This is a genomic window from Streptomyces sp. NPDC026301, from assembly GCF_055567935.1.
This window is the reverse complement of sequence record NZ_JBVHPN010000004.1, coordinates 105,682-121,729: the sequence shown is the minus strand read 5'-3', so window position 1 is coordinate 121,729 and position 16,048 is coordinate 105,682. Positions and strand designations below refer to the sequence as shown.

At 71.3% G+C, this 16,048-nt stretch carries 14 protein-coding genes and 1 pseudogene; 7 read left to right on the top strand and 8 right to left on the bottom strand.

What is annotated here, in order from left to right:
• The first annotated feature begins 9 nt into the window (after positions 1-9).
• Both ACZ4MH_RS08435 and ACZ4MH_RS08430 read left to right on the top strand, forming a co-directional pair.
• Positions 10-1,254 (top strand): wax ester/triacylglycerol synthase domain-containing protein, encoded by a 1,245-nt coding sequence (locus tag ACZ4MH_RS08435; RefSeq protein WP_351599045.1) that lies wholly within the window; start codon positions 10-12, stop codon positions 1,252-1,254.
• A 39-nt stretch (positions 1,255-1,293) separates the two neighbouring features.
• Complete coding sequence (locus tag ACZ4MH_RS08430; protein WP_351599047.1) at positions 1,294-1,842, top strand: GNAT family N-acetyltransferase; 549 nt, start codon at positions 1,294-1,296, stop codon at positions 1,840-1,842.
• Between the two features lie 86 nt (positions 1,843-1,928).
• Here the strand turns inward: ACZ4MH_RS08430 and ACZ4MH_RS08425 are convergent, their stop codons facing one another.
• The 6 genes from ACZ4MH_RS08425 to ACZ4MH_RS08400 form a co-directional block, all read right to left on the bottom strand.
• Positions 1,929-2,813, bottom strand: a complete 885-nt coding sequence (locus ACZ4MH_RS08425; RefSeq protein WP_351599049.1) for an SAM-dependent methyltransferase — start codon at positions 2,811-2,813, stop codon at positions 1,929-1,931.
• A gap of 47 nt (positions 2,814-2,860) precedes the next feature.
• Positions 2,861-4,414 carry an ABC1 kinase family protein gene (locus ACZ4MH_RS08420; RefSeq protein WP_351599051.1) on the bottom strand — a complete coding sequence of 518 codons (1,554 nt, stop codon included), beginning with the start codon at positions 4,412-4,414 and terminating at the stop codon, positions 2,861-2,863.
• A 91-nt stretch (positions 4,415-4,505) separates the two neighbouring features.
• Positions 4,506-5,165, bottom strand: a complete 660-nt coding sequence (locus ACZ4MH_RS08415) for a hypothetical protein (protein WP_467754416.1) — start codon at positions 5,163-5,165, stop codon at positions 4,506-4,508.
• Positions 5,166-5,285: 120 nt separating this feature from the next.
• On the bottom strand, positions 5,286-5,735 hold the full coding sequence (locus ACZ4MH_RS08410; protein WP_351589048.1) for an RNA polymerase sigma factor: 450 nt from the start codon (positions 5,733-5,735) through the stop codon (positions 5,286-5,288).
• A gap of 325 nt (positions 5,736-6,060) precedes the next feature.
• Positions 6,061-7,836 carry an NAD(P)/FAD-dependent oxidoreductase gene (locus ACZ4MH_RS08405; protein ID WP_351589050.1) on the bottom strand — a complete coding sequence of 592 codons (1,776 nt, stop codon included), beginning with the start codon at positions 7,834-7,836 and terminating at the stop codon, positions 6,061-6,063.
• 46 nt (positions 7,837-7,882) lie between these two features.
• A complete protein-coding gene (locus tag ACZ4MH_RS08400; protein ID WP_351589053.1) occupies positions 7,883-8,482 on the bottom strand; it encodes an HD domain-containing protein in 600 nt (199 codons plus the stop codon).
• Positions 8,483-8,688: 206 nt separating this feature from the next.
• On the opposite strand from ACZ4MH_RS08400, the gene ACZ4MH_RS08395 reads away from it, so the two are divergent.
• Positions 8,689-9,273: an SRPBCC family protein gene (locus ACZ4MH_RS08395; protein WP_351589056.1), complete on the top strand. Its 585-nt coding sequence runs from the start codon at positions 8,689-8,691 to the stop codon at positions 9,271-9,273.
• On the top strand, positions 9,270-10,145 hold the full coding sequence (locus ACZ4MH_RS08390; protein WP_351589059.1) for an alpha/beta fold hydrolase: 876 nt from the start codon (positions 9,270-9,272) through the stop codon (positions 10,143-10,145). Before ACZ4MH_RS08395 ends, ACZ4MH_RS08390 begins: the two co-directional genes overlap by 4 nt.
• Before the next feature lie 15 nt (positions 10,146-10,160).
• Here the strand turns inward: ACZ4MH_RS08390 and ACZ4MH_RS08385 are convergent, their stop codons facing one another.
• Positions 10,161-10,850 (bottom strand): FadR/GntR family transcriptional regulator, encoded by a 690-nt coding sequence (locus ACZ4MH_RS08385; protein WP_351589062.1) that lies wholly within the window; start codon positions 10,848-10,850, stop codon positions 10,161-10,163.
• A 271-nt stretch (positions 10,851-11,121) separates the two neighbouring features.
• On the opposite strand from ACZ4MH_RS08385, the gene leuA reads away from it, so the two are divergent.
• Together leuA and ACZ4MH_RS08375 are read left to right on the top strand one after the other, a co-directional pair.
• The gene (gene leuA / locus ACZ4MH_RS08380; RefSeq protein ID WP_351589065.1) at positions 11,122-12,969 is read left to right on the top strand and encodes a 2-isopropylmalate synthase; all 1,848 of its coding nucleotides are present in this window, start codon (positions 11,122-11,124) and stop codon (positions 12,967-12,969) included.
• A pseudogene (locus tag ACZ4MH_RS08375) lies at positions 12,966-14,099 on the top strand (MFS transporter); the annotation flags it as partial. The gene leuA and the pseudogene ACZ4MH_RS08375, both read left to right, overlap by 4 nt.
• 48 nt (positions 14,100-14,147) lie before the next feature.
• Here the strand turns inward: ACZ4MH_RS08375 and ACZ4MH_RS08370 are convergent.
• Positions 14,148-15,119 (bottom strand): EamA family transporter, encoded by a 972-nt coding sequence (locus tag ACZ4MH_RS08370; protein WP_467754415.1) that lies wholly within the window; start codon positions 15,117-15,119, stop codon positions 14,148-14,150.
• A 68-nt stretch (positions 15,120-15,187) separates the two neighbouring features.
• On the opposite strand from ACZ4MH_RS08370, the gene ACZ4MH_RS08365 reads away from it, so the two are divergent.
• The gene (locus tag ACZ4MH_RS08365; protein ID WP_351589068.1) at positions 15,188-16,045 is read left to right on the top strand and encodes a LysR family transcriptional regulator; all 858 of its coding nucleotides are present in this window, start codon (positions 15,188-15,190) and stop codon (positions 16,043-16,045) included.
• Positions 16,046-16,048 lie beyond the last annotated feature (3 nt).

Sequence of the window (16,048 nt, the reverse complement as noted above, 5' to 3'; positions counted from 1 at the left end):
GAGTTCACGATGCGACCACACCCCGGCACCGACGGGGCCCTGCTGCCGTCCCTGCCCATGGGGACGGCGGATGCCGCCTATCACCGGGCCATGGACGGCCGGCCGTTGCCACTCAGCTTCATGTTCGGCTTCGGCGGGCGGCCGCCGACGCTGGACGCCGTACGCGCGCGCGTTGCCGAACGCGCCGACCGCATCCCGGCGTTGCGCTACCGCATCGTCCGCGACCGCAAGACGCTCCAGCGCGTCGACCGGATCTCCGTGGAGCAGCACGTCCACGAGGCATGGCTGCCCGACGACGCCGACGGGTCGGTGGCCGGTCGGCTGATGCTGTCCAGCCCGATGAGCGCGGGCGGCCGGCCGCCCTGGGAAGTCTGGCTGATCCACGGGCCGACGGGCAGCTACACCCTGTGTTACCGCACCGACCACACTCTCCAGGACGGGGTGGGCGCCGCCCATACCGTCCGGGCCCTCCTCGACGACAATCCCGAGGGCGGCGGGCTGGTACCGCAGCGCCGCGCGTGGCCCACCGCCAAGGGGCTCGCCGGTGCCTTCGGCGACGTGGCCGCCGCCTTCCGCCCGCCCGGCGCCCAGCCGGCCTTCAGCGTGCCGGGCAGCGGCCGCACCAGCGTGTGCCACGCGGACACGCCGCTGGCGCGGCTGCGCGCGATCGGCCGGGCGTACGGCGGCACGGTCAACGACGTGTACCTCGCCGCGCTCTCCCACGCCGTACACGCCTGGCACATGAAGGGCACCGGTTCGCTCCATCCGCCGCTGCCGGTGGCGGTGCCGATGTCGGTCCGGGCGCCGGGCGAGGAGTACGCCCCCGGCAACCGGATGGTGACCGCCCGGCTGCTGCTGCCTTGTGACGAGCCGTCACCACATCGCGCTCTGGCCCGAGTCATCGCGGACACCGGCCGCCTGCGCCGCACCCGGCAGCGCGACGCCATCCGCCTGCTGATGGCGGCCACCCCGCGCGCGATCGGTGCCCGGGTCGGCATGCGGATGGTCAACGGCGAGGTGATCGGTGCCCCGACGAGCAGCGTGAACTTCGGCAACGCCCTCGTCCACCGCGGCGCCGCCTCCCGCCGCACCGCCGTCTTCGCCGACCTGGCGGCCGGCATCCGCTGCCTGACGACGCTGACCAGCCAGCACGACACCGCCTGCCTGACCGTCGTACACGACGACGCCCTCCCGACCGCCGACGAACTCCCGGACCTGTGGCTCGCGGCACTGCTGGAGCTGGAGCGGGCGTAGGGCGTCTCTTTCGTACGAGCGCGCGATAGGTTGCCCGCCATGACCGAACTCGGACCCGGCGCCTGGCCACCCGCCCCGATACGGACCGAACGGCTCGTGCTCCGCGAGTCCGAGGCCCGGGACCGTGCGGCGTTCATCGAGCTGTTCGCCTCACCAGAGGTGGGCACCTACGTCGGTGGGCCTCGACCGTGTGATGAGCTCGAACGTGCAATGCCTGAGGTGCCCGGGCGGCGCCCCGGCCTTTTCGTGATCGAGCTCGACGGAGCGATGATCGGCACCATCGAGCTCAACCGCCGCGACGCGGAGCGTCGGAGCCGTGTCCGTCCCGATGCCGGAGAGGCCGAACTCGGCTACCTGCTCCTGCCGGAGGCATGGGGGCACGGGTACGCCGCCGAGGCGTGCGCGGCGGTACTCGACTGGTTCGCCGACGCGCTTCCCGGCGAGCCGGTGGTGCTCTGCACCCAGACCGCCAACGACCGTTCGATGCGTCTCGCGGCGAAGCTGGGGTTCGCCGAGGTGCAACGGTACGAGGCGTGGGGCGCCGAGCAGTGGATGGGCGTGTGGTCCCCGGTCGCGCCGTCCGGTTGAGCCAGGCCGGAAGGTGCACTGCACTGGCCCACAGGCGGAGAGCCCCGGACACGGTGTCCGGGGCTCCCGTATGCGGTGTGCCGTGTTCAGTCGCCCGGTCCGTCGCCGAGCGTCCCGGTCATCAGGAAGACGCACTTCGCGGCGCCCGCGGTGAGGATCGGCAGGTACGGGGAGAGGCGCTGCATCACGTATGGCAGCGTGAACAGGTCGGCGGCCTGGGCGTCCCAGCCGTGCCGCGTCCACCAGCGTTCCGGCTCGACCAATTGCCAGCGCCAGCCGAGCCCGGTGCCGGCGAGGGCGTCCAGGAAGGGCGCCACGAAGGTCGACGAGGTGGCGGAGGCGTTGACGCACTCGGCCGCGAAGGCGCTGCCGGGCGCGGAGAGTTCCGTCATCGTGCCGACGATCGACTCCACCGTCTCCGGCGGGAGGTGGTACAGCAGCGTCTCGGCGAGCCAGGCGGTGGGTTTTCGCGGGTCGAACCCGGCGGCGACCAGGTCCCCGCCCCAGGCCCCGGCCGGGTCCGCGCCGACGGCGGTGCGGCGTCCGCAGGAGGGGCGCCGGTCAGCCAGTACGCGTTCCTTGAAGTCCAGTACGGCGGGGTGCTCGACCTCGAAGAGGTGTACTCCGGTCGGCCAGTCGAGGCGGTGGGCGCGCGCGTCGAGGCCGGCGCCGAGCAGTACCACCTGACGGCAGCCCGAACGGGTCGCCGCGTTGAGGTAGTCGTCGAAGAAGCGGGTGCGCACCACCGCCCAGTCGGGCAGCAGCCGCTGCAGCAGGCCCTCGCCGGGAGGCCCGCCGCGAAAGCCCGCCGCGTCGAGGAACTCGGCGGCGAGCGGGTCGCGTACGTACGGCGCGGCCCGCTCGCACTCCGCGGCGTGCGCGGCCGCCGTCCAGAGCGCGACCGGCGAGAGCCCGTCCGGAAGCGTGGCGCCCGGTGGCGAGGTGGACTGCGGTCCTGCGGTGTCCGGCATGGGGAACCTCCGTGTCGTGGGGGTGGATGACGGCCGCGCGCCCGAGGTCAGCGGGCGCGGCGATGGCCGAGCAGCAGCGCCAGGGCGCCCAGCGCCAGCAGGCCGCCCGACGGGCGGGTGGTGCGCTGGCCGCCCATGGCGGCGGTGGTGCGTGGCTCGTGGACGTTCAGGGCGAACTGGCGGTTGGCGATGTCGGCGAGTACGCCGCGTACCTGCTCGGGGCTGGTGACCGCGGCGAGCAGCATTTCCATGGAGTTGCGGGCGAACTGGCTGCCGCCGAGGAACTCGCGGCCCAGCGCGAGCAGGATCTTGGGCACCTCGCCCTTGAACACCTCCGGCAGCGTGATCTCGGGGGCGAGACACCGCACCGAGCCATCGAGGTTGGCGAACGACTTGCCGAGCAGCGAGACGGCCGGCGGCGAGCCGATGCCCCGCTTGGTGGCCTTGGCGAGGACGGTGGTGAGCGAGACGCCGAAGTTCAGGTCGTCCAGCGAGAGATGGGAGACCTTGGGCACGAACGCCGCCATGTCGGCGGTGAAGGCCGGCATGTTGGACCACGCCGTCATGCGGCCCATCTCGGCCCAGTGGTGGGCGAGCCCGACGCCGTCGTTCTGGGCCAACGTCATGAAGAGCGGGAGCAGTTGGAGGCTGGTACGCCGGTCGAGGCGGCCGACCATGCCCCAGTCGATCAGGGTCGCGGGGCCGCCGGGCACGGCGAAGACGTTGCCCGCGTGCGGGTCCGCGTGGAACATCCGGTGGACGAAGTACCCGTGGTACATGAACCGCAGCAGGTCCTTGCCGATCTCGATGCGTTCGTCGTCGCTGAAGTGCGCGCGGTCGATGTGCCGTACCGAGGAGCCGGGGGCCAGCGACTGGACGAGGACCCTGGGGCCGGCGTGCATCACCCTGGGTACTTCCAGCGTGCGGAACCGCCGGATGTGCTGGCGGGCCTCGTCCATGTTGCGCGCCTCGCCGGTGAAGTCGAGCTCCGGCTCCATCGCGTCGAAGACGGAGCCGAGCATCGCCTCGGTGTCGATGACCTCGTTGAACCGGGGCGCGACCCGGGCCACGATTTTGGCGGCCCGGCGCATCAGGGCCATGTCCGCGAGGACACCCTCGCGGATGCCGGGCCGCTGGATCTTGACCACGGCCGGCCGGCCGCCGGGCAGCGTGACCCGGTAGACCTGGGCGAGCGACGCCGCGCCGAGCGGGGCGGTGGTGTCGATGTCGTCGAACCGCAGCTTCCAGTCCGGGCCGAGGTCCCGCGCCAGCACGGGCTCGAAGACGGAGAACGGCTGGACGTCGACCTGGTCGTGCAGGTTCTGCAGCTCGTCCCTGATCGACTCGGGCACCATGTCGGGCCGCGTCGAGAGGATCTGGCCGAGCTTCACGTAGAAGGGGCCGAGGCTCTCCAACGCGTGGCGCACCGCTTTGGCGCGCCGGTCCTCGGATCCGGCGGAGGCCGCGTCGGCCTCCGCCGGGGACCGTTCGTCCCGTTTCGACCGGCGGCGCCTCTTGGTGGCCTGTCCGACCTCGTCGGCGACGAGGTTTCCCAGGACCTTGACCACGAGACGCAACCGGTCACCGACTACAGACGCCACCGTGTGTGTTCCTCCTCGGTCGACTGTGTACGAGGGCCAACAGCCGGTGTGCTCGGCACGACCGGCCGAGCGGGACGGATGGGCGGGCGGGTCAGCTCTGGGGTGCCGGCTGGCCGCCGCCCTGGCTCTGCAGCGCACCGCCGGCCTGGCTCTGCAGCGCCTGCATCAGCTTGGGCAGCATTTCGAGCAGCTGGGTGAGCTGGTTCGGCAGCGTGGAGAGCGACGTGAGCAGGTCGCCCACGCCGCCGGCGGCGTGCCCGGCGCCGCCGGCCAGCTGCCCGAGGCCGCCGAGCGCGCCTGCCGCACCGCCGAGCGCGGCGAGCGGGTTGGCGGCCCCGCCGAGTGCGGCCAGCGGATTGCCGGCGCCCCCGAGTGCGGCCAGCGGATTGCCGCCGACGCCCTGGAGTGCCGCCAGCGGATTACCGGCGGCACCGGCGAGGCCCGCGAGCGGGTTGGCGGCACCTGCCGCGCCGCCCGCGGCGTCGGTGAGCGCCTTCAGCGGGTTGCCCGCCGCATCCGCCACCGCACCCAGGGGGCCGGCCGCGCCCGCGAGCGCGGCGGCCGGGTTGACGGCGCCGGAGAGGGCGCCCAGCGCGTTCCCGGGCAGCCCGGCCAGGGTCTGTACGGGGTTGTCGGAGTCGGACTTCTTTCCCGGCCGGTTGAGGATGTCGTCGAACGCCTGCTTGCCGCTGTCGGCCATATCGCCCGCCAGGTCCTTGAAGATGTCCTGCATGTTCTTGTTGCTCGACATGAGCGGAGTTCCTTTCGTTCGTGATGCCGCGTGATCGTGCACGGCGCTGCGCCACCGTGCACACAGGGATTTCTGTCCGGAGCGGGATTTCGGTCCGGAGCGCAGGGTTATCGCGAAAAGTCATGTCGCCCGGCCTTCCAGGGCCTTCGCGCAGGCCGTTCGAAGCCGCGCGCGCCCTCTGGTGAAAGCGCCTTCCGCAGCCTTGATGGAGATGTTGTGCCGCCGGGCGAATTCCGCCGTGGAGATACCGGCGGCGCGCGCGAGTATTACCTCCTGCTCCCGGCCGCGCAGCTGGCGGACCTGCGCCAGCAGCCATCTGCCGAAGTCCTCGTCACAGACGTCCTCCTCGGTCGTCCAGGGCTCGTCCAGGATGGCCGCACGCTGCAGCAGGCGCCTGCGGCGCTCCACGTCCCGGTAGAAGTCGATGCAGAGGCGGAGCGCGACGGATGTCAGAAAGGGGCCCAGCCGATTTCTGTCCAATGCGGAGTGGGCCGCCGCGCGCGCCATGGTCTCTTGTACGCAGTCCTCGGCGTCCTGGGCACTCGGCAGTCTTCGGCGAACCAATCGCATAAGACGGTCCCGATGCTGCAAAAGCTCTTCCCAGGAGCACGCGGAGAGTGATTGGCCAGCGGTATTTTGCGCCATGGGAATCGTGGCCCATTACCTCTCGGTCAAACAGGGGAAACCACGGTCGAATTTCCTTTTCTCGGCCGTATGGATTTCCTACCCGAGGCGCCGGGGCGACAAACCGGAACTTCTCTCTTCCGCATGAGCAGGAATGATTTTTCATTCACCGTCCGATTTTCTGACACTCATGCGGGCGCCACCTGGGGCGACCTGGAGCGGTACTGTCAGCTTGGCATATGAACTCCCTTCCGGTATTCGCAGGAAATGGTCAGTTGCGCGGCTCGGGCGCCGAGCGCGGAGCCGGCCGCCGCGTCCAGTCGCGGTTCCAGTTGAACCACATGTCCCGTACGGTCTGGTGCACTTGGGAGGTGCTGCGCAGCAATTCGGTGGTGTAGCTCTGCACCGCCTCCTTGCCCACGAGCCGTGCGCCGCCGGTGAAGTACTTGCCCCGTACGTGCCGCGGCGAGCGGAATTTGCCCCACAGCAGGATTTTCATCAGGGGCCAGAGAGTGAACACGCCGGCCGGGCAGCGGTCTTCGGGGTCGAGGGTGCCCCACACGGCGGGGCACAGCCCGCTTTCCCGCAGCAGTTCATAAATGCGCGCAATGGCCTCGTCCTTCGTCAGCTCGCCCGCGCGGTACGCCAGTACGGCGTCGCGCGAGTGCTGGAAGAGCTGCTCGACCCATGGATTGTCGACGCCCTGGAGCCCCCGGTAGGGCGCCTTCTCCAGCGCGTCGAAGACCCCCTGATCGTGGGTCTTCTCGAAGGCCACGGCGGTCTGGTTCTGGGCGTTCGTGCCGTAGAGCGTGGTGATGGTCCAGACGCGGTTCCAGGCGTTCCACAGCTCGAAGTCGTCGAAGGACACGTAGCTGCAGGACACCAGATCGTCGTAGAAGCGGAACATCCGCTTGGTCCACTCCTGGAGATACGCGAACCGGGCGGTGTCGAAGTCGTCCTGCCGCACCGCCTCGATGAGCCGGTGCCCCAGTGCGTTGAGCGCCATCACCGTGACCGCGAGCCCGCTGGAGAAGAGCGGGTCGATGAAATCGCTGGCGTGCGGCAGCAGGCACCAGCGGTCGCCGACCACCTCCTGCGAGGAGAATTGCGTACGGTCGGTGGAGACGTACGGCCGCACGGCACGGGCGTGCTCGAACTGCCGTGCCACGCTCGGGAATCGCCGGACGTGCCGCCAGAATTCCTCCTCCGCCGACAGGCCGTCGGGCCGCGGATACCGGTCCAGATCGAGATTGATGCCGACACTGCACAGCTCGCTCGTGCTCGACGCGTGGTTGTCGAAGGGGATGACCCAGATCCAGCCGCCCTCGAAGAGGTGGTGGAGCGTGCCCTCGCTGAACGGACTGGGCATCTCGTGCTGTTCACGCGCGGGCGCCACGATGTCAAAAGGACGCACGTTCACCATGTGCGTGAAGATCGTGCGCGACTGGGTGCGGTACGGCGGCTCCTGCCGCAGCCCGAGGCGTTCGGGGAGAACGGCCCGCATGCCGCCGGCGTCGACCACGTACGACGCCTGGAAGTCGCCCCTTTCCCGGGTGACGATGGTGGCGCCGCCGTCGTCGAACTTCACGTCGTCGACGACGGTGTGGGTGTAGGCGGTCGCGCCGTAGGAAACGGCGACGTGGAACATGTAGGCGTCCACGTCCTGCCGGAAGTAGTGCGAGTCGGGCCCGAGCGGCGGCCCCCATGTCGGGTATTGCGTGCATTCCTTGGGCCGGGTGGGCTCGCCTTCGCGGTGGTAGACGAAGCTGAAATTGCGCTTGACGCCACAGTTCGACGAAACGTGGTGCCGCAGCGCTCCATTGGTCGCCAGATGTTCGATCTCCGGGACGTCATAGCGGCGCGCCAGGACGCGCAGCCCGAATGTGGTCTCCGGCACCGTGGACTCGCCGATGGCGAACCGCGGGTGGCCGCTTCCTTCCAGCAGCAGTACGCGTACGCCGTGGCGGGCGAGGATCGCCGCCAGCATCGTCCCGCCGATGCCGCCCCCCACAATGCCGACATCAAACACACGCTGGTCTTCCTGCATCTTCACGGTCCTTTCGGGACGGGGAAACGAGTGGTACGTCCGGCATTCAGCGGGCAGCGCCCGAAGGGGCCGGCAGCACCCGGCGCAGCCCGCAGGTGGCCACCCGGGCGGAGAAGGAGACGGCGAACCAGGGGGTCGGCGCCAGTTCGGCCAGTCGCCGCCGTTCGCCCGGCAGCCGGCGGCAGCCCCGCCCGGTGACGTCCAGCCAGGCCCCGAAGTGCAGCAACAGCGCCTCGGGGCCGGCGTCCCGAGCGGGGAACGGCCGCATGTGCCGGCGCACCGCGCCGGTCAGGGCCCGGCGCCGCGCGTCCGCCACCTCGTGCTCGGCGAGGAAGCGGTCGAGCAGCGCCGCCGAACGGGCCGGGAATCCACCGCGCACCCGCGGCGCACTCCCGGTCAGCCCGGCGTCGTGGAACGCCGCGGCGGCGAGCAGCCCCACGCGGTCGTACCCGGTCCCCCGGGCCGACGCGTACGCGTCGGCCAGCAGGAACGTCCGCAACGAGTGCAGCGCGAGGCGGGGCGGCAGGAGCCGGTGCAGTTCCCTCAGCGCCTCGTCCACGAGGGGCTGCTCGCGCAGCTTCGCCAGGGCCGGCTGTGCGAGCAGCGGGCGCCACGCGTCCGGAAAGACCTCCTGCGGAACCCCCATTGCCCCTGTCCCCCTCGCCTGTCCACCGCGCCGGTCGCCGGTCTCATCTCTCCTTACGCTCCGGGTTCCGGCGACCCTGTCGGCACGCCAAGGCGTATCCCCAATAGGTGTGAACGTGACGGGGCTCCGCTTTTCCCGCGCCGTAATCCCCCGTAAAAGACTCCACCGGCGGACCTCACCGTGCGGGACGGCCGAAGGGAGAACCCGTGATCGCCGTGCTGAATGTCCACGAACGCTCGCTCCCCGCTCCGCCGGAGGCCGTCGGCGCTCTGCTCGACTCCCTCGGCAGCGAGAACGACCGGCTCTGGCCGCCGGATTGGCCTCCCGTACGTTTCGCCGGCCCGCTGGCCGTCGGAGTACGGGGCGGTCACGGCCCTGTCCGGTACGTGGTGAGCCATTACGTGCCGGGCCGATGGGTGCGTTTCGCCTTCACCGGGCCTAAGGACTTTCACGGCTTCCACGAATTCAGCGTCGAGCCGCACGGCCGGGGCCGCACGGTCCTGCGCAACACCCTGGTCCTCCGTCCCCGCGGAATCCGCTGGCTCGGCTGGCCGCTGTTCTTCCGGCCCCTGCACGACGCGGCGTTCGAGCACTGCCTGGACTGCGCCGAGCGTGCACTCACCGGCCGGGTGGCCCGCCCGGTCAGGTGGAGTCCGTACGTACGACTGCTGCGTGCCGCGGCCGCGCGATATGCGACGACACCGGCACCGGCACCGGCACCGGCACCGGCACCGGCACCGACATCACGGAAATCCGCAGGCTCCTTCCTGCGGGAAAGGAATTCGCCATGATTTTCCCGGATCCGAATCGGAAAATCCCCGGGCTCAACACGGACGACGTCACAACGGACCTCACCGAGGCCCCGCACCGCGTGAGCGGACTCGCGCAGGCCGCCGAGGGGCAGCTCATCGCCACCGTCGACGTAAAAGCGGGTGAGGACGACTGGGACCTCCCGCTGACCGAGGAACACCCCCGCCCGGTGGTGCTCGTACACGGCACCTTCGGCAACCGCGGCTACACCTGGACGAAGGCCGCCCCGCTGCTGCGGCAGAACGGCTACCGGATCTTCCGCCCGGATTACGGCCAGCACCTCAACCCGGTGCTCTTCGGGCTCGGCGACATCAAGGAATCCGCCAAACAGCTCGGGAAATTCGTCGACGAGGTTCTGCAGCGCACCGGCGCACAACAGGTGGACATGGTCGGCTTCTCGCAGGGCGGCATGATGCCGCGCTACTACCTGAGCGCACTCGGTGGCGCGCCCAAGGTGCACAACTTCGTCGGGCTCTCCCCCAGCAACCACGGCATCACGGCCCAGGGCCTGATGAATCTCGCCCGCCAGATCCCGGGCGCGAAGGAACTGGTCGAGCAGGGCGCCGTCCAAGTGACCGTGCCCGCCTGGCCGCAGCTCCAGAAGGACCACCCGTTCCAGCGGGAGCTCGCCGACCTGGGCGAGACCGCGGAGGGCGTGCGCTACACGGTCATCGCCACCAAGTACGACGACGTGGTCACCCCGTACACCTCCTGTGCGCTCGCGGAGACCGAGGGCCACTACGTCAAGAACATCGTCCTGCAGGACATCGCCCCGGACGACCACACCCCGCACGCGAGCATGCCGTACAACGCCACGGTGCTGAACGAAGTACTCAAGGCGCTGGCGTCCTGACGCTTCGTGCAGCGCTTACAGGCGGTGGAGGCGCGCGAGGGTCTGTTCCAGCTCGGCCTGGAGGGTGCGTGCCGCGGCGTCGCCGTCGCCGCGCTCGACGGCCCGCACCAGCGCGGCGTGTGACTCGTCCCCGTGGTTCGGCTCGTCCGTCCGCAGGCCGACCATGTCCAGCAGGTCGATCAGCCCGTTGCGCAGCGCGGGGACGAATTCGGCGAACAGGTCGCTGAGTACGGGATTGTGTGCGCCGGCGACGACTGCGGCGTGCAGCGCGATGTCCGCGTCGACGAAGGCCGCGTCCGCACCGGCGGCAGCGGCACGACGGGCCTCCAGCGCCGTCCGCAGGGCGGCGAGGTCCGCTTCCGTACGGCGCTCCGCCGCCAGGCGCGCGGCCTGCACCTCGACGAGCATGCGGACCTCGTAGACATCGGTCACCGCGGCGCGGCGCAGCCGGGTCGGCCAGTCCTCGTCCGGCTCCGTGGCGATGACGAAGACGCCGGCCCCCTGCCGCGCCTCCAGCAGGCCGGCCCCGGCCAGCGCGCGCAACGCCTCGCGCACGGTGGAGCGGCCCACGCCGAGGGTCTTGGCCAGGGCGGTTTCGGCGGGGAGCTTCGTGCCGACCGGCCACTGCCCTTCGGTGATCTGGACGCGCAGGTGCTGGGTGGCCTGTTCGACCAGGGGACTGCGGCGGAGGGCACCGAGCGGCATACCCGCCATCACCTCTCAGGTTGTCCGACAAGAGTTCCCGGACAGCTTACTCGGCCGGTCGTCGCAGGCTCCTGACCACACTCGGGACCCACTTCCTCGCCACACCTCAGGTTGTCTGAGGAGTTGTTTGCGGCTACGGTACCCGGCATGTCGCTGCGCGAGCTTCTTCTTCTCGGCCGCCGCTGCGGGGCCTGATCCGACCGGCACCCCGCAGCGGGGTTCCGGGCTGCGCCGGTCATCACCGATGGCCGAGGGAAAGAAGTACCGCCACATGGCTCCCAGCGAGACCCGCGATCCCCGCCCGATCCGCGAGACCACGAAGTTCCCCACGCTGCGCACCCCGTCCGGTGCTGTCCCGGCGGATGCGCCGGCGTGGAATCCCCAGCGGCCGAGCGCGATGCCGCATCGCCGGTATCAGCCCGTGCACGACCGGGTCGCGCTGCCCCTCACGGACCGCACCTGGCCGTCCCGCCGCGTCGAGCGGGCCCCACTGTGGGTGCCCGTCGACCTGCGCGACGGCAACCAGGCGCTGGCCGAGCCGATGGACACCGCGCGCAAGCGCCGGATGTTCGACCTGCTGGTCGCCATGGGGTTCAAGGAGATCGAGGTCGGCTACCCCTCCGCGAGCCGGACCGACTTCGACTTCGTACGCCACCTGGCCACCAGTGGTGCCGTGCCCGAGGACGTGACCGTCGCCGTCTTCACGGCGGCCCGCCACGACCTCATCGACCGGACCATCGCCTCGATCGAAGGTCTGCCGCGCACCGTCGTGCACCTCTACACGGCCACCGCGCCCACGTGGCGCGACGTGGTACTGGGACGGTCCCGCGCCGAGGTGCACGCGCTGATCCGGGACGCCGCCACCTATCTGATGCGGCGCACCGAAGAACAGCCGGGCGCCGACATCCGGTTCGAGTTCTCCCCCGAGGTCTTCAACCTCACCGAGCCGGACTTCGTCCTGGAGGTCTGCAACGGCCTGACCGAGCTGTGGGACGCGTGCCCCGACCGGCCGGTGATCCACAATCTGCCGGCGACGGTGGAGGTGGCGACTCCCAACGTGTACGCGGACCAGATCGAGTACATGGACCGTCATCTGGCGCGGCGCGGGTCGGTGATCCTGTCCGTGCACCCGCACAACGACCGCGGTACCGGTGTCGCCTGCGCCGAACTCGCCGTGCTGGCGGGGGCGCAGCGGGTGGAGGGCTGCCTGTTCGGCAACGGCGAGCGGACCGGCAACGTCGACCTCGTCACCCTGGCCATGAACCTGTATGCGCAGGGCGTGAATCCGATGGTCGACTTCTCCGACATCGACGCCGTGCGCGAGACGGTGGAGCACTGCACCCGGCTGCCGGTACACCCGCGCCACCCCTACGGCGGCGACCTGGTGCACACCGCCTTCTCCGGTACGCACCAGGACGCCATCGCCAAGGGCCTCGCCCAGCACGCCAAGCAGGCGGCCGAGCGGGGCGTGCCCGCGGAAGAGGTCGCGTGGGCGGTGCCGTATCTGCCCATCGACCCGGGTGACATCGGCCGTACGTACGAGGAGGTCATCCGCATCAACTCCCAGTCCGGCAAGGGCGGCGTGGCCCACCTGCTGCACACCCACCACGGTCTGGAGCTGCCCACGACGATGCGCCCGGATTTCTCCCGGACGGTGCAGCGGACCACGGACGCGGGCGGTCAGGAGCTGTCGCACAAGGACCTGTGGGACCTCTTCCACGCGACGTACATCGCGCCGGGCCGGGGCGGTCATGGCGGCCAGGGCGGCCCGGTCGAGCTGATCTCCTGGAGCGCGACCGAAGCCGGTCCCGGTGAGCACCACTTCTCCTGTGCGCTCCGCATCGACGACGAGGAACGGCACTGCCGGGGCGCCGGGAACGGTCCGCTGTCGGCCTTCGCCGACGCCCTCCGCACGGCCGGGCGCACGGTCGACATCATCCAGTACGCCGAACACGCCACCACGACGGGTCCGGGCAGCCACGCCATCGCCTACGCCGAGTGCCGCGTCAACGGCGTCACCCGCTGGGGCGCCGGCTGGGACACCTCCCTGCTGACCGCATCGGTGCAGGCCGTCATGGCCGCCGTCAACCGCGCCGAGTGCTCGGATGGCGCCCGATGAAGAAGGGACAACTCGGCTTCCTGGCCGGTACGCACCTGGTCAACGACCTCTACCAGGGCGCGATCCCCGCGATGCTGCCCTTCCTGATGTCGCAGCGGCACTACAGCTACGCGGCGGTCTCCGGCCTGGCGTTCGCGGCGAGCGGCATCTCCAGCCTGTTCCAGCCGCTGTTCGGCGTGGTCTCCGACCGCAGGCCGCGGCCGTGGCTGGTGCCGGCCGGCTTCGGCACGGCGGCGCTGGGCGTGGCCGCGGCAGGGCTGTCCGGGAGCTACCTGCTCACCTGGTTGTGTGTGGCGCTGGCAGGGATCGGCATCGCGGCCTACCACCCGCCCGCGACCAGTCAGGCCCGGGCCGCCGGCGGATCGTCGCAGCGGGCCATGAGCGTCTTCTCGGTCGGCGGGACGATCGGCGGCGCCCTCGCGCCGGCGCTGGTCACCCTCGTCATCGGCTCGGCGGGCTTCTCCGGGAGCTTCCTGCTGGCGGTCCCCGCCCTGGTCATGGCCGTACTGTGGGCCCTCAAGGGCCCCTGGACACGGTGGCGGGGGCACGCCGCTGCGGCCCCGCAGGCGATCGGCGCGACGGCGGTGCCGGGGACGGGCGAGGACCGGCGGACGGACGACTGGCGCTCCTTCACCCGCCTGGTGGCCGTCATCGTCGGCTGGTCCATCCCGTACGTCACGGTCACGTCGATGGTGTCGCTGCACGCCCAGCGGGACCTGCACCAGTCGGCGGCGGCGGGGGCCGCCGTGCTCACCGCATACACCGCGGCCGGCGCGGTCGGCACGCTGCTGGGCGGCTGGGTGGGTGACCGGTACGGCCGCAGGTCCTCGCTGCGGGCCGGCTACCTCGTGGCGCTCCCCGCCCTGGCGGGCATCGCCTGGGCACCGACGTTCCCCGTACTCGTGCTGAGTACCGCGGTGTTCGGCGTGGCGATGTTCCTGCCGTTCGCCGCGCACGTCACGCTCGCCCAGGACTACCTGCCGCACCGCCCCGGCACGGCCAGCGGGCTGACCCTGGGGCTGGCGATGGCGGCGGGCGGCCTCTGCTCCCCCGCGTTCGGCCGGCTCGCCGACACGAGCGGACTGCCGACCGTATTCCATGTACTGCTCGCGGTGTTCGTCGTGCCCGTCGTCATGGCCTTCCGGCTTCCCGACCGCACCTCACGGGAAGGCCTCACCTCACGGGAGCGCGGGCTGCTCCCCGGCGCGTCCCGTACGGCGTCGGCTCCGCGTGAAGAGGGCGCACGTATTGGCGGCGACGATGGCGGCGATGCCGGCCGCCTCCGTCCAGCCCAGGTGCTGGTCGAGGAGGAGCAGGCCGACCACCGCGGCCAGTACGGGATTGACGCTCATGAAGAGGCCGAAGAGCTGGGCCGGTACGCGGCGGAGGGTGACGAGGTCCGCGAGGTACGGCACGGCTGAGGAGAGGACACCGGCGACCACGGCGTAGCCCATCGCTCCCGTGGTCGGCGGATGCCGTACGGCGATGACGATCCCGACCGGCAGGAACATCAGCGCTGAGAGTCCGGCCGCGGCCGCCGATCCCTGCGCACCGGGGATGCGGCGGCCGACCGTACGGTTGAGCAGGATGTACGACGCCCAGCAGGCGGCGGCCAGCAGTCCGAGGCCCATTCCGAGGTAGTCGGCGGACGGGCGCGGGCGCATCAGCACGACGACGCCCGCCACGGCGACCAGCGCGCAGCACGCGTCCACGCGGCGCCGCGAGGCGGCCAGGGCGATGGTCACCGGCCCGAGGAACTCCAGGGTCACCGCCAGCCCCAGGCCGATGCGGTCGATGGCGCTGTACAGAGACAGGTTCATCGTGCCGAACACCACCGCCAGCAGCAGGACCGGCCACCACTGCCGCCAGGTGAAGGCGCGCAGCCGGGGCCGGCCGACGGCCAGCAGGACGAGCGCGGCGACGTACTGGCGTACCGCGACGACGCCGATCGGGCCCAGCACGGGGAAGGCGAGCGAGCCGACCGCGGCACCGACCTGGTTGGACAGGCCGCTGGCGGCCATGGTGACCACTCCGGCCAGGCGCCCACCGCCGGCGCCCGGACCGGAGGCAGCGGAGCCCGCGGGGTCGGCGGGATCGGAGTGGTGCGCGGCGGCGGCAGATGCGGCAGTGCGTGCGGAGGCTGCGTGCATGCGCCGATCGTGCGGGGGCCCGCCGATTCCACATAATGCATGAGGGTCCCTATCTATACGCTGGGCGTATGGACAAGACGGAGCTGCGGCAGCTGCGCTGTCTCGTCGCGATCGTCGACGAGGGCAGCTTCACCGACGCCGCCATCGCGCTCGGCGTCTCGCAGGCGGCCGTGTCCCGCACACTGGCCTCGCTGGAACGCGGATTGGGGGTGCGGCTGCTGCGGCGTACCTCGCGTGAGGTGACGCCCACGGCGACGGGGCTGCGCGTCGTCTCCCACGCGCGGCGGGTGCTCGCCGAGATGGACGCGCTGGTCCGGGAGGCCACGTCGGGCCACACCCATCTGCGCATCGGCTACGCCTGGTCGGCGCTCGGCCGCCACACGCTGGCCTTTCAGCGCCGCTGGGGCGAGGCGCGCCCCGAGACGGAGCTGCAGCTCGTCCGCGTCAACTCCGCCACCGCCGGGCTGGCGGAAGGCGCCTGCGAACTCGCCGTACTGCGCAGGCCGTTGGACGACCGCCGCTTCGACTCGGCCATCGTCGGCCTCGAACGCCGCCTGTGCGCCATGGCCGCCGACGACGCCATGGCCAGGCGCCGGTCGGTCCGGCTCGCCGACATAGGCCGACGTACGCTGCTCCTCGACCGGCGGACCGGCACCACGACGACGGAGCTGTGGCCGCCGGACGCCCGACTGTCGACGGAGGACACGCACGACGTCGACGACTGGCTCACCGCGATCTCCACCGGCCGCTGCGTGGGCATGACGGCGGAGGCCACCGCCCACCAGTATCCCCGTCCCGGCGTCGTCTACCGGCCGGTGCGCGACGCCGAGCCGATCGCCGTACGCCTCGCCTGGTGGCGGGACGACCCGCACCCCACCACCCCGGCGGTGGTCGAACTGCTCACCTCGCTCTACCGCGCGCAGTGACCC